This window comes from Cypionkella sp. (assembly GCF_034376685.1).
Lineage (GTDB): Bacteria > Pseudomonadota > Alphaproteobacteria > Rhodobacterales > Rhodobacteraceae > Cypionkella.
The window spans coordinates 32227-45147 of the sequence record NZ_JAXMJJ010000042.1 but is presented as its reverse complement, the minus strand read 5'-3'; the positions used below and the strand labels follow the sequence as shown (position 1 = coordinate 45147).

Below are 12921 nucleotides of genomic sequence, written 5' to 3'. Positions count from 1 at the left end.
CAACCACACCGGAGGATACATGCGTTTCGCCCTGATCGCCCTGCTTGCCCTTGTAAGCCTGCCGGCTTCCGCACAGCAATCCCCGCTGGTCAGCATGCAAACCGGGGATGATGCAAAGGGCTGGAATGCAGTTGGGCGGCTCAATCTCAGCGACCGGGGCTTTTGCACAGGCACGCTGATCACCCCCGATCTGGTGCTGACCGCCGCGCATTGCCTGTTTGACAAGGAAACCGGTGCCCGGATTGAGGTGCGGGACATCGAGTTTCTTGCTGGCCTGCGCAATGGCCGGGCAGAGGCCTATCGCGGTGTTGCGCGCGCCGTGGCACACCCCGATTATGTCTATTCCGGCGCAGATGAGATCAGCCGCACCGCCTTTGATGTAGCGCTCTTGCAACTTGATCAGCCGATCCGCCAGCCCTCCATCCAGCCGATTGCCACAGGGGCGCCGCCTTTGCTGGGCGATGAGGTGGGCGTAGTGTCTTACGCGCAAGACCGCGCCGAGGCCCCCTCGCTGCAACAGATCTGCCATGTGATTGACAGCTCTCGCGCCATTCTGGTGCTGTCGTGCAATGTCGATTTCGGCTCATCTGGCGCGCCGATCTTCACCGTGAAAACTGGTGTGCCGCAGATCGTTTCTGTGGTCTCGGCCAAAGCCGAAGCGGATGGTCAGAAAGTGTCACTTGGCACCACGTTGGAAAGCCCTCTGGCAGTGGTGATGGCGGAAATCACCAAGGATATTGGCGCGGTGGCTCTGTCAGGGGCCAAGGTCAACATCCTTTCAGGCGGCAAGGCCAGCGGCGCGAAATTCGTTAAACCGTAGGGGTCTTGAAAGCCGCCAAAGCACTTCCCAAATCAGCGTAGTCGCCAAAGTGCCGCAATCGGGCTTGGCGGCGTCAACCGCCTTGCCCTTCTGGGAAGGCTTCCGCGCCGTTGAAAAACGGCCATCGCTTGAAAGAGGATGACTATGCGCAATTTTGATTTTGCTCCGCTCTATCGTGCCACCGTTGGCTTTGACCGTATGGCCGATTTGGTCGACCGGGCTTTGAATGCCGATGTGGCCCAACCTACCTATCCCCCGTATAACATTGAGAAAACCGCCGAGGATGCCTATCGCATTTCAATCGCTGTGGCCGGTTTCTCTCCCGATGAGCTGTCGGTTGAAGTGAAAGACGGCGCGCTCCACGTCACCGCCCGCAAAGCGCCCGAGGCCGAAGGCAAAGCCTATCTGCACCGCGGCATTGCCACCCGCGCCTTTGATCGCCGCTTTGCTTTGGCCGACCATGTGCGTGTCACGGGTGCCGCCCACGAGCACGGCATGCTGCACATCGACCTTGTGCGCGAAACCCCCGAAGCATTGAAGCCGCGTCGGATTGAGATCGGTCGCCGCTCGGATGTTGACGTAAAGGCAGTAGAATCCCAAGTGGAAACCGCCAACACCTAAGCGCCCTCCCCTCTACCCGAAAGGCCCGGCCCTGCGCCGGGCCTTTTGCTTTGGCAATCACTCTGCGATAAGCTGCGTCACGCTTTGGACAAGCCGCACGGAGAGCCGATGAAAACGCACCTTCCCCCCAAGCAAATCACGGCTGTTGAGGCATCTCACCCGATGCACCCCGCCACGCGCGCTTTGGATGGTGGCTTGCGGCCCGATCCGATGACCGGTGCGATTGCACCCGGCATTTCAATGTCGGTGAACAACGTCTTCACCCCCGGCGGCTCGGCGTTTTCCGCGGACGGCGTCGGGGATCTGACCGAACTGCCCTATCTCTATGCCCGCTGGACCAACCCCACCGTCCGCGATCTGGAACGCCGTCTGGCCAGTCTGGAAAGCGCCGAGGACGCCCTTGCAACGGCCACCGGCGTTGCCGCGATTGCCGCGACCTTTCTTGCCCTGCTGAAATCCGGCGATCATCTGATCATTTCCGATGTCTGCTATGCGGGCGCTTATGAACTCGCCACCCGGATTTTGCCGGGCTTTGGCATTGAGGTCACTCCGGCCAATCTCTCAAACCTTGATGCGCTCAAAGCGGCCTTGCGCCCAAATACCAAACTGATCCACGCCGAAAGCCCCTGTAATCCCTTGCTGCGCCTGACGGATCTTTCTGCCCTCGCCGAGATTGCCAAGGCTGCGGGCGTGCTAACTTCGGTGGACAGCACCTTGGCGACCCCAGTGCTGACCCAACCGCTGACGCATGGCATAGATCTGGTGATCCACTCATTGACCAAGTTCATGAACGGCCACGGCGATGCGTTGGGCGGGGCGGTGATTGGCCGCAAAGAGCTGATCTCGCGCATCCGTGCCTCATCTGGTGTCTATCTGGGCGCGGCTTTGTCGGCGCAAAACGCTTGGCTGATCCTGCGCGGCATCGACACATTGTTCCCGCGCCTGCGCACCGCTTCGGAAAACGCCATGGTGTTGGCAAAACATCTTGAGGCGCATCCGAAGGTCTTGGCCGTCACTTATCCCGGCCTTGCCAGCCACCCGCAATACGCTCTCGCAAGCCGTCAGATGGCACTTCCTGGCGGCATGATCACCTTCCAGACCGCCGATCCCGAAGCGGTGGCGCAGAAGATGGCGGCGCGGTTCCGGGTGATGCACTACGCCTTTTCACTCGGTCATCAGCGCAGCATCTGCGTGCATATCGGCACCGATGATATCATGGCTTCAACCTATCGGATGACCGGAGAAAGCTTGAGCGATTACAAGCGTTTCGCGGGCGAAGGCGTGTTCCGCTTGTCGGTCGGCCTGGAAGATGCGCGCGATCTGATCGACGATCTGGACCGCGCGCTGGCAGATTAACGCTGGCTCAGCGCCTTGGCCGTCCGCATCAGGTTCACCGCCTCAATCCGGTAGCCGAACTCGTCCGCTCCACGCGAGGCGAGGGCGAGATCAATCGCCTGATCCCAGCCCCAATCGCCGAGGTATTTCGTATCGGTCAGCAACTGGCCAAACCCGGCAATCGCGGCGGCAAAGCGGGTTTCATCGGTCACCGGCGTCCCCGGCAGGATCGGGGTCTCCTGCAAGGTGCTGTCCGTCCCGCCCGGTGCAACCGAACGCAGCCGCAGATAGCCAAGCTCATCGGAGCCTTCGAGCGTCGCAGCCGTGCCATACCGCAGCGGATCATTGCGCAGGGCCGGGCTGTTTGGTGCCGTCACCTCATAGATCGCCGTCACCGCCGTGCCTGCACCAATATCACCGGCATCAACCTTGTCATTGTTGAAATCTTCGCGGGCCAAAGCGCGAGTTTCATAACCGATCAAGCGGTACTCCGCGACCTGCGCCGGGTTCCATTCCACCTGAATTTTCACATTATCGGCAATGGGATATAAAGCCCCGCTCAGCTGATCGACCAACACCTTGCGCGCCTCGTTCAACGTGTCGATATAAGACGCCGTGCCATTGCCGTTCTGCGCCAGCGCCTGCATCGTCGCATCGTCCAGATTGCCACGACCAAAGCCCAGCACCGACAGATACACCCCGCTTTCGCGCTTCTTGGCGATGAAGGTTTTCAACGCCTCGGGATCATCAATCCCCACGTTGAAATCGCCATCGGTTGCCAGCAGCACGCGGCTGATCTCGCCCTCCGCCTTCATGCTTTCGGCGGTCTGATACGCCAGTTCCAACCCCTGCGCGCCTGCGGTCGACCCACCAGCCGCCAACTGATCCAACGCACCCATAACCACCGCCGTATCGGTCGCCTTGGTCGGCGGCAACACCTGCCCTGCCGAGCCCGCATAGGCCACAATCGCCACCTGATCCTCAGGCTTCAACTGCCCCAGCATCAGCGCAAGCGATTGCTTCAACAACGGCAGCTTGTTGGCATCCTCCATCGAGCCCGAGGTATCCACCAGAAACACAAGGTTCAACGGCGGACGATTTGCCACCTGCGGCACCGCGCCCTGAATGGCGATATTCACCAACCGCGTGTTCGGGTTCCACGGCGTCGGCATCACTGTAATGGTGGGTCGGAACGCCTGATCGCCTTCGGGTTTCGGATAGGCATAGGGGAAATAGTTCACCATCTCCTCAATCCGCACCGAAGCCGGATCGGGCAGATAGCCCGCATTCAACGAAGACCGCACAGTGGCATAAGATGCGGTATCGACATCAATCGAGAAGGTCGAAAGAGGCTCCTCAGCCGTCACCTTCACTGGATTCGCGTCGGCATTGGCGAAGGTTTCGGTGTTGGGCTGTGGTTGCTGCATAGGTTCAGCCACAACACCCGCCACATAACTTTCTGCTGCCATTTTAGCGACAGCCCGCCCGGTTGGCATCGGCGCAGGTGCCGCATCGGCAAGCGCCTGATCGTTCTGCATCACCACCTCTGGCTCTGACTGCGGCGCAGCTTGGGTCGCATCAGCCGCCAGATTTGCTTGCGCGCCATCCTCAGCTGACGGTTCCGTCGCGGGTTTCGCTGGAGCTTCTGCCACTTTCGGAGCTTCCTTTTTACGGGCAGCGCCTGTCTGCGCTTCAATCATCGGCTCTGGCAACGCATCCGGCACTGGCAAGTCAACAGGCGCATCGACTTGCAAGGCAGGCTGCTTGCCCCGCGCCTCCTCCATCGGACCCTTCCCCGACAGCGGCAAGATCACCACAAACCCCACCAGCAAAGCGGCGACAGAAGTGGTGGCAGCAAGAACAGGTTTCATCTTCAACGCATTCAACATGGCGAGACCCTTTTGCAAGATACCCGCCTTCACAGGGCGGTCTTGCTTAGGACGCAAACCCTCGGTCGATCCTTGGAGCCGATCAAAATTTTCCATCGCCAATCGCATTGCGGCAGCCTTGGCAGCGGGATCAGCCGCAGGCACAGCGCGCAATGCAGCCTTCAGGGCGTCAAACTCATCGCTCATCTTGCTTCCTCCGCCATCGCGCGCAGGCGTTTCTTCACCTCTGACATCCGCCAGGCCACCGTGCCTTCCGACACACCCAGCACCGCCCCCGCCTCAGCCTGAGTCATTTCTTCGCCCAAGACCAATGCCACAGTATCGCGCAACTCAACCGACAATCGCGCCATTGCCGACACCAACCACTCCTGCGCCTCGGCCTGCGTGGCAATCTCATCCTGCCGCGCGATTTCCCAATCACCCCAACCACTGGCGGCCTTGGCATGGGTGGCCTGACGGCGGCGCAAATCATGCGCCGCGTTCATCACCACGCGATACAGCCAAGTGGTAAACCGGGCCTCTCCCCGCCAATGCCTCAGCTTCACCGGCAACGCCGCGCAAATATCCTGCGCCAGATCCTGCGCCTCGGCCCGCAATCCGATCAGTCGATAGGCCAGCCCATAAATGCGGTCATAGTGGCGTTCCACCAGCAGCGCGAACGCATCCCGATCACCGCCAGCTGCGGCCAAGGCCAAAGTTTCATCCGGGGTTTCCATCAGCATGACATTAAGTTGGACGCAGGGGGCGATGCAATCCTTGGCCTCGCGCAAAAAATATCTCGCCGACTGCTTGCACCATGCAGCAAACCCGATAGGTTGCGAAAAACTCATGTTGGATGGTCAGTTGCGCATTGCCCCGGTTGTTGTCGCGCTTTTTGCCCTGCTGATCAGCGGCGCAGCAGAAGCGGGAGGGTTCCACAAAGGCGATGCCCCCGCTTGGGCCGAGGATTTACCAATCCCCGCCGAAATTCCCGCGCAAAGGAAGCAATCGCCAGACGGTATCTACTTCCTGCTGTCGGATGATCAGATCGCCTGGCAAGGCGCAGATAAACTCAGCTATTCGCGCACGGTCACCAAAGTCATCGAGCGCGCGGGGCTGGAGCGTGCGGCGGCGATCAGCAGTGATTTCGCACCCGAATTCGAAGACCTGACCTTGGTGCGGCTGAACGTGATCCGTGACGGCAAGATCATCGCATGGCGTGACAAGTTGAAGGAAGACATCTTCCGTCGCGAAACCCGGCTGGAAAGCGGTATCATCGACGGAACACTCACGGTATTTCTGCAACTGCCCGATCTGAAAGTGGGCGACGCGGTGGATGTGATCTGGCTGCACCGCAGCGCTCCGGTGATCAAGGGGGCAGGGCAAGCGGTCTATGAATATCTCGATTATCGCGTGCCTGTCGCCGAAACCCGCGTTGTGGTGCATTGGCCGAACGGAGTGCCGCTGCATGTTGCGGCCCTGCCTAGTCGCATCGAACACGTCGCAACGCCTGAAACCGGCGGCCTACGGCTGGAATGGCGTTTGCTGAATGCCATGCCGAACAAGCTGGAGGATAATACTCCGGTTGAAAATGATCCCGATGCCGCCTTGCGCATCAGCGCAGAGGCGGATTGGACTCGGTTTTCCTCATTGCTGGCAGAGTATTACCAGGCAGACTACCCCCTGCCACCCGAGTGGCTGGCGCGACTCGATGCACTAAAATCACAACCCGCCGAAAAAGCCGCCATCACCGCTCTGCGGATGGTGCAGGACGACATCCGCTATGTCTCGCTTTCCGTGGGCGCGGGTGGCATCTATGCGCGTCCGCCCAACGAAGTGATCACCTCGGGCTTTGGCGATTGCAAAGACAAGGCGCTGCTCTACCGGGTGATGCTGCACCATTTAGGCATCGACGCGGCTGTCGCCCTGACCGATGTGGATCGGGGCTATGCGTTGGAAAACGAGCTGCCGCAGCCCAGCGTATTCGATCATGCCATCGTGCAGGTCAAACTGAAGGGCAAAACCTATTGGGCCGATGCCACTGGCAGCTATGAAGGCGGCGACTTTACCACGGGCGCACAGCCAGACTACGGTTTCGCCCTGCCGTTGCGGGTGAAAGGTCAGGCTTTTCTGGAACCGCTTCCAGTCACACCCGAGCGCAATTCAACATTCATCACCGAAACCTTCCGCTTCACCTTCATCGGCGTGTTCCTTGACGTTCAGGCCGAGTATCGCCACGACGCCGCCAACTGGAAACGCCAGGAATTTGCCGTGAAGCCCGCGCAAGAAATCGGCGACGGCTATTTCGACTATTACCGGGGCCACTATCGCGGTCTGCGCATGACGCAGACTATCACCATGCAGGATGACCGCGACCGCAATATCTTCACCACGCATGAGGTGTACTTTATGTCCCGCGCTGCTTTGGCCGAACCCGATTTGCTAACTGATTTCCGTTTTGGCGCTGAAGATTTTACCTCAAACTTGCCTGGAACTCTGGACGGGGAACGCAAACTGCCGATGGCTGTTGGCGGTGCAAAAAACACCCGGTTCATCACGCGCGTCGTGAACGGTCCCATTGAGTTTAACCCACCAGCCCCAGTACATCTGCATAATCCGGGATTTCAGTTCAACTTCAACGGCACAGCAACGCCGGGTGGCAATATGGAACTGGTATGGAGTTTCCGTCGTACTGGAAAAACCGTTCCCGCAAAAGATGTCGCCGCGGTGATCCGCGACGACAAGCTGGCTGAAAACAACATCTCATGGTCGTGGGATCTGTCTCGCCGTACGGACGATCAATAGATCAGCCCGTCATAGACGCCGTATGCGCTGTTGGTCGAAGCCAGTTGCCGGGTCTGGCCTTGCGCATTGGCATAAGCCACCACCGCGTTATAGGTGCCGGGGCCGAAAGAGCCGTCGATGCCACCGCGATAGTACCCATAAGCCGACAGGCGGCGCTGGATCAACCGACGCTCGGACGACGAATAGTTGTTGAACGCCCGCGCGGCGGCGGTGCTGTAAACCGAGACGCGCTGCGGCTCATAACGAGGTTCATAGCGCGGCTGATACTGCTGATAGCGCGGTTGTTCGTAGCGCGGTTCGTACCGGGGCTCGTAACGCGGTTGGTAGTGTTTCTTGTTCGGTTTGGTTTCGCGGATGATGCCTTGCAGCAGAATGACGCCAGCAGCGCCTTTCAGCACGTCCTGCTCGCGTTGGCCCCAAGCCAGCATAGGTGTAGCTGGCAGAGCAATGGCGAGAGCAGTCAGAAGCGCAACCGTGTTGCGTTTGATATTCGAGACAGCGGGCAGCATGTCATATCCTTTCATGTTTGAGGCCAGCGAGAGCAGTCTCGTTTGGCCGATGAGATCAACATGGGGATAGAGCAGCCGATAAGCAAAATCGTGGGACTGATAGGCGATAACAAGACGGTGTTTACGGCGGGGTAAAAATGCTGACCCCGCCGTAAGGGCTTTATTTTATGCGGAAATCGAAATGCTTACGGACATTTTCTTCGATTTTCCAAGTGCCCTTGAACGTGGGTTCCACCACAAAAGAATCACCGGCCTTGACAGTCACAGGCGTACCGCCATCCGGGGTAATGGTAATTTTACCCTCGATCAGCACGACATATTCGTATGCGCTGTAGGTGGCGTGATAGCTGCCGACGGTGCATTCCCAGATACCCGAGACCATATCGCCCGCAGCCGAGGTGTGCAGCGCCCATGTTTTCATTTTAGGGCTGCCTTCGGTGACGATCCAGCCATCCAGATCAGCGGTAGAGGGTTCTGATCCGGTGGTGGCGGGCAGTTTGACGACGGTTTGCATAGGGATACTCCTGTTAGGTCGCCGTCCAGTGTGGCGATTGACGCCAGATTGTCCCAGCCATCCCCGACATCCGCCCCGCCAGACCCGACAATGCACAGATCCGACAATGCGCCAGCAGGGCTTGTGTCTGGCGCTGGCAACCATGATATCTGCTGCAACCCTGTGGAGATGCCGTTGCACCGTATACCCCTGCCCGAACGCCCCGACTGGCGCAGCGAAGCCGAAAAGCTTGGTTTCACCTTTGCCGATATGTATGGCGAGCCCTATTGGGATGAGACCTCGGCCTACAGCTTCACGCTGGCCCAGATCGAAGACGATATCGAAGACCCCAGCACTGAACTTCATGCCATGTGCCGCGAGGCTGTGGCACAGGTGATCGGCTCGGAAAGCCTGATGCAGCGGATGGATATTCCGCGCGCGCATTGGGATCTGGTGGCGGAAAGCTGGCAGCAGGGCGAACCCGAGTTATATGGCCGTTTTGATCTGGCCTATGACGGCAATGGCCCTGCAAAGCTGCTGGAATACAACGCCGACACCCCGACCTCGCTTTATGAAAGCGCATCGTTCCAATGGCTGTGGTTTGAGCAGCAACTGGCCGCCCGCGTGCTGCCGCAAGGCTCGGATCAGTTCAACGGCGTGCATGAGGCTTTGGTTGCCCGTCTGGCTGAGATGTTTGCTCCCGACACTGACCTGCATTTCGCAGCTGTTGCGGGTGCGCCGGAGGATTACGCCACGGTGGAAACCATGGCTTGGGCCGCGCGTGAGGCGGGCTTGGGCGCGCATTACACCGACCTCGACAAGATCGGCATCAGCGCCGAGGGGCAGTTCACCGATTCCGAAGATCGGGTGATCGGCACCTTGTTCAAGCTTTACCCGTGGGAAGATCTGCTGCGCGATCCATTTGCCGACAAGATTGCGGCCTCGGGCTGTCGGTTCATCGAGCCTGCGTGGAAAGCGATCCTGTCGAACAAGGCGATCCTCCCGATGCTGTGGCAGATGTTTGAAGGCCACCCCAACCTGTTGCCCGCCTATTTTGAGGATGAGGCGGCTTTGGGCCGCGCACCTGATCTGCTCGCTGGTGGCTATGTGGTAAAACCGATCTTCTCACGCGAAGGCCAATCGGTGACGATCCATCAGAATGGCGCCGTGTTGGAAGCCGCCACCGCGCGTGACTACGACCAGCACCCGAAGATCGTGCAGGCCTATCATCCTCTTCCCGTATATGCCGAGATGCGCCCGGTAATCGGCGCGTGGATTGTCGGAGAGACTTGCGTCGGCATGGGTTTGCGCGAAGATCGCAGCCGCATCACGCAGGATTTGTCGCGGTTCAAACCGCATTTTATTGAGGGGTAAGCCAATGAAACGCTCACGTCATGTCGCATTGGCTTTGCTAGGGGCAGCGGCTTTCGGGGTGGCTGGCTGCACCGAGGAAAAGACCGAAGCCAGCGCCTTTGCTGACAAGGCAAGCTGTCTGGCCGAGGCCAGCCCGGATGGTTGGTTCTCGGCTGCCGATTGCGAAACCGCCTTTGCCGAGGCGCAAAAGCTGCATGACGAAACCGCCCCCCGCTATGAAAGCCGCGAGCTGTGCGAGGCAGAGCATGGTGAAGGCGCCTGCGGTGGCGATGCGGCGGCGAACAGCGGCGGCGGTGGCTCGGTGTTCATGCCGCTGCTGATGGGCTACATGATCGGGCAGGCCTTGGGTGGCGGTCGGGTGATGTCGCAGCCCGTGGTGCGCTCGGCGGGCGGCGGCTTTGCCACACCGAACGGTGGCACCCGGATCAGCAACCTCAACAGCGGCGGCAGCATCAGCGCCAGCGCATTCAACAAGGCCCCAGTCACCAAGGGCTTGGCCCCGATGACCAAAGCCCAAGTGCAATCACGCGGCGGTTTCGGTGGCTCGGGTGCGAACCGGGCAGTGGGCGGATAAGAAAAAACGGCGCAGGTTGCCCCGCGCCGTTTTTCGTCCGCTTCCAGTCTGACCGGATTAAACCGACAAGCAGACGTATTTCAGTTCCATGTAATCGTCGATGCCATGGCTGGAACCTTCACGGCCCAGACCCGACTGCTTTACGCCGCCAAATGGGGCCATCTCGTTGGAAATCAGCCCGGTGTTCACACCCACCATGCCGTATTCCAGCTGTTCCTGCACGCGGGTAATCCGGCCAATATCCTTGGCGTAGAAGTAGCTTGCCAGACCAAAGATCGTATCATTGGCGCGGCGGATCACTTCTTCCTCGGTGTCGAACTTGAACAAAGGTGCCAGCGGCCCAAAGGTTTCCTCATTGGCAACCTTCATCGCCGGAGTCACACCCGTCACCACGGTCGGCTGAAAGAACGTGCCGCCCAAAGCGTGACGCTTGCCGCCTGTCAAAACCTTGCCACCGCCCGCCAGCACATCAGCGATATGCTCCTCAACCTTCTCAACCGCGTCTTCGTTGATCAGCGGCCCAGTGGTCACGCCAGCATTCAAGCCATCGCCAATCGCCAGCTTGCCAACAGCCGCCGCCAGTTTCTCGGCAAAGGCATCATACACCCCGGCCTGCACATAGATCCGGTTCGCACACACGCAAGTCTGCCCATTGTTGCGGAACTTCGAAACCATCGCGCCCTCAACGGCCGCATCCAGATCGGCGTCGTCGAACACGATGAACGGCGCGTTGCCGCCCAATTCCATGCTGCATTTCAACACCTGTTCCGCCGCCTGACGCAGCAGAATGCGTCCCACTTCGGTAGACCCGGTAAAGGTGATTTTCCGAATGGCCGGGTTCTCGCAGAACTCTTTGCCGATCTCGGATGAGCGCGACGATGTGATCACCGAGAACACCCCACCCGGCACCCCAGCCCGTTCCGCCAACACCGCCAACGCAATCGCCGACAATGGCGTTTCCGCCGCAGGCCGCGCCACAAACCCGCAACCCGCAGCCAAAGCCGGGGCAACCTTGCGCGCGATCATTGCGTTCGGGAAGTTCCACGGCGTAATCGACGCACACACACCGATCGGCTGTTTCAGCACCGAAATCCGCTTGTCACGCATATGGCCGGGAATAATCTGGCCGTAAGTGCGCTTCGCCTCTTCGCCAAACCATTCGATATAGGCCGAACCATAAGCGATCTCACCCTTTGCTTCGGCCAAAGGTTTGCCCATCTCGGCGGTCAGGATCGTCGCCAGATCTTCCTGCGCCGCCATGCACAGATCAAACCACTTGCGCATCACGCCTGCGCGCTCTTTGCCCGTCCGCGCCGCCCATTCGCGCCGCGCCACATCCGCCGCCGCAATCGCACGCGCCGCATCAGCACGGGTCAGATCCGGCACATGGGCAATCACATCGCCACGCGCCGGGTTAGTCACCGCAAAGGTCGCACCATCAGCGGCGTCAATCCACTGCCCCGCCACATAGGCCTTGTTCGGCAGCAGGCTGGGGTCTTTCAACAAAGAACGCAGATCGGTCACGGAATCGAGCATGGGGGCCTCCATTGTCACGGGTTGCCCCTGCTTGCCCGCTCTGGACTTAAAAGTCCACATCCTCCACCAATGCTGGACCTAAAGCTGGCGGCAAACTGGAGTGATCACGATGGACATGACCCGCGAATATCAGAACGGCGCTTTCATACCGGGGTCCGATGCACTGCCCGCGCTGTGGGCGACGAAGGCCGCCGCATTCCGCGACAGTCTCGGGGATCGCGCCCGGCTTGATCTCTCCTACGGCCCCGCCCCGCGCAACCACTTCGATCTGTTCCTGCCCGAATCTACGCCCAAAGGCCTAATGATCTTCATCCACGGCGGCTACTGGCTGGAAACCGACAAGAGCCTCTGGTCCCACCTCGCCGCCGGAGCCATCGCCCGTGGCTGGGCCTGTGTTATGCCCGGCTACACCCTCGCGCCCGAAGCGCGCATCTCCCAGATCACAACCGAAGTGGATGCCGCCATCACCGCCGCCTGCGCCCTTGTCGAAGGCCCGGTCGTCGTCACCGGCCATTCCGCAGGCGGTCACCTCGCCGCGCGCATGGGCAACCCCGACCGCAACCCCATCCTGCAAGCCCGCCTCAACCGCGTTGTGCCAATCTCGCCTTTGGCTGAGCTTGAACCCTTGGCACAAACCGATATGCAACCCAACCTGCGCCTCGACGCTGCGGAAATCGCAGCAGAAAGCCCAACCCGCCACGCTTTGCGCACCGATGCCCATATCTGGGTCGGCGGCGCCGAACGTCCCGCCTTTCTGTGGCAGGCCCGCACCCTGTCGGAAAACTGGAATTGCCCGTGGACAGTCGATCCCGGCACCCATCATTTCAACGTCATTGACGCGCTGGAAGACCCGACCTCACCGCTGATCAAAACCTGCCTCAGCGGCCTATAAAGCCACCAAGCTCATCCTCTGTGCCCAAATATCCTCAGGGGCGAGCGCCGTGGCGCGAGGGGCAGAATGCTCCTGATTTTTCCCAATAATCGCA

The 12921-nt window shown here is 59.9% G+C and carries 12 protein-coding genes; 7 read left to right on the top strand and 5 right to left on the bottom strand.

What is annotated here, in order from left to right; translation table 11 throughout:
- Positions 1 to 19 precede the first annotated feature (19 nt).
- The 3 genes from U1A24_RS09625 to U1A24_RS09615 all read left to right on the top strand — a co-directional run bounded on the left by U1A24_RS09625 (position 20) and on the right by U1A24_RS09615 (position 2797).
- Positions 20 to 820: a trypsin-like serine peptidase gene (locus U1A24_RS09625; protein WP_416173478.1), complete on the top strand. Its 801-nt coding sequence runs from the start codon at positions 20 to 22 to the stop codon at positions 818 to 820.
- A 144-nt stretch (positions 821 to 964) separates the two neighbouring features.
- Positions 965 to 1441 (top strand): Hsp20 family protein, encoded by a 477-nt coding sequence (locus tag U1A24_RS09620; RefSeq protein WP_322321761.1) that lies wholly within the window; start codon positions 965 to 967, stop codon positions 1439 to 1441.
- 108 nt (positions 1442 to 1549) lie between these two features.
- Positions 1550 to 2797 (top strand): aminotransferase class I/II-fold pyridoxal phosphate-dependent enzyme, encoded by a 1248-nt coding sequence (locus U1A24_RS09615; protein ID WP_322321760.1) that lies wholly within the window; start codon positions 1550 to 1552, stop codon positions 2795 to 2797.
- Here the strand turns inward: U1A24_RS09615 and U1A24_RS09610 are convergent.
- Together U1A24_RS09610 and U1A24_RS09605 are read right to left on the bottom strand one after the other, a co-directional pair.
- The gene (locus U1A24_RS09610; protein WP_322321759.1) at positions 2794 to 4851 is read right to left on the bottom strand and encodes a vWA domain-containing protein; all 2058 of its coding nucleotides are present in this window, start codon (positions 4849 to 4851) and stop codon (positions 2794 to 2796) included. The genes U1A24_RS09615 and U1A24_RS09610 overlap by 4 nt on opposite strands.
- Entirely contained in the window at positions 4848 to 5381 is a 534-nt protein-coding gene (locus U1A24_RS09605; protein WP_322321763.1) for an RNA polymerase sigma factor, read from the bottom strand. The genes U1A24_RS09610 and U1A24_RS09605 overlap by 4 nt, the downstream gene beginning before the upstream one ends.
- 112 nt (positions 5382 to 5493) lie before the next feature.
- Between U1A24_RS09605 and U1A24_RS09600 the strand changes: the two genes are divergently transcribed.
- On the top strand, positions 5494 to 7449 hold the full coding sequence (locus tag U1A24_RS09600; RefSeq protein ID WP_322321758.1) for a DUF3857 domain-containing transglutaminase family protein: 1956 nt from the start codon (positions 5494 to 5496) through the stop codon (positions 7447 to 7449).
- Here the strand turns inward: U1A24_RS09600 and U1A24_RS09595 are convergent.
- Together U1A24_RS09595 and U1A24_RS09590 are read right to left on the bottom strand one after the other, a co-directional pair.
- The gene (locus U1A24_RS09595; protein WP_322321757.1) at positions 7443 to 7973 is read right to left on the bottom strand and encodes a peptidoglycan-binding domain-containing protein; all 531 of its coding nucleotides are present in this window, start codon (positions 7971 to 7973) and stop codon (positions 7443 to 7445) included. The two genes, U1A24_RS09600 and U1A24_RS09595, sit on opposite strands and share 7 nt — an antisense overlap.
- Before the next feature lie 145 nt (positions 7974 to 8118).
- On the bottom strand, positions 8119 to 8472 hold the full coding sequence (locus U1A24_RS09590; protein ID WP_322321756.1) for a cupin domain-containing protein: 354 nt from the start codon (positions 8470 to 8472) through the stop codon (positions 8119 to 8121).
- Positions 8473 to 8646: 174 nt separating this feature from the next.
- Here U1A24_RS09590 and U1A24_RS09585 point away from each other — a divergent pair, with 174 nt between their 5' ends.
- Both U1A24_RS09585 and U1A24_RS09580 read left to right on the top strand, forming a co-directional pair.
- Positions 8647 to 9825 (top strand): glutathionylspermidine synthase family protein, encoded by a 1179-nt coding sequence (locus U1A24_RS09585; RefSeq protein WP_322321755.1) that lies wholly within the window; start codon positions 8647 to 8649, stop codon positions 9823 to 9825.
- 4 nt (positions 9826 to 9829) lie between these two features.
- Positions 9830 to 10399, top strand: coding sequence for a DUF1190 domain-containing protein (locus U1A24_RS09580; RefSeq protein ID WP_322321754.1), 570 nt, complete (start codon positions 9830 to 9832; stop codon positions 10397 to 10399).
- 57 nt (positions 10400 to 10456) lie between these two features.
- Here the strand turns inward: U1A24_RS09580 and U1A24_RS09575 are convergent, their stop codons facing one another.
- Positions 10457 to 11935, bottom strand: a complete 1479-nt coding sequence (locus U1A24_RS09575) for an NAD-dependent succinate-semialdehyde dehydrogenase (RefSeq protein ID WP_322321753.1) — start codon at positions 11933 to 11935, stop codon at positions 10457 to 10459.
- A gap of 109 nt (positions 11936 to 12044) precedes the next feature.
- Here U1A24_RS09575 and U1A24_RS09570 point away from each other — a divergent pair, with 109 nt between their 5' ends.
- Positions 12045 to 12827, top strand: coding sequence for an alpha/beta hydrolase (locus U1A24_RS09570; RefSeq protein ID WP_322321752.1), 783 nt, complete (start codon positions 12045 to 12047; stop codon positions 12825 to 12827).
- Positions 12828 to 12921 lie beyond the last annotated feature (94 nt).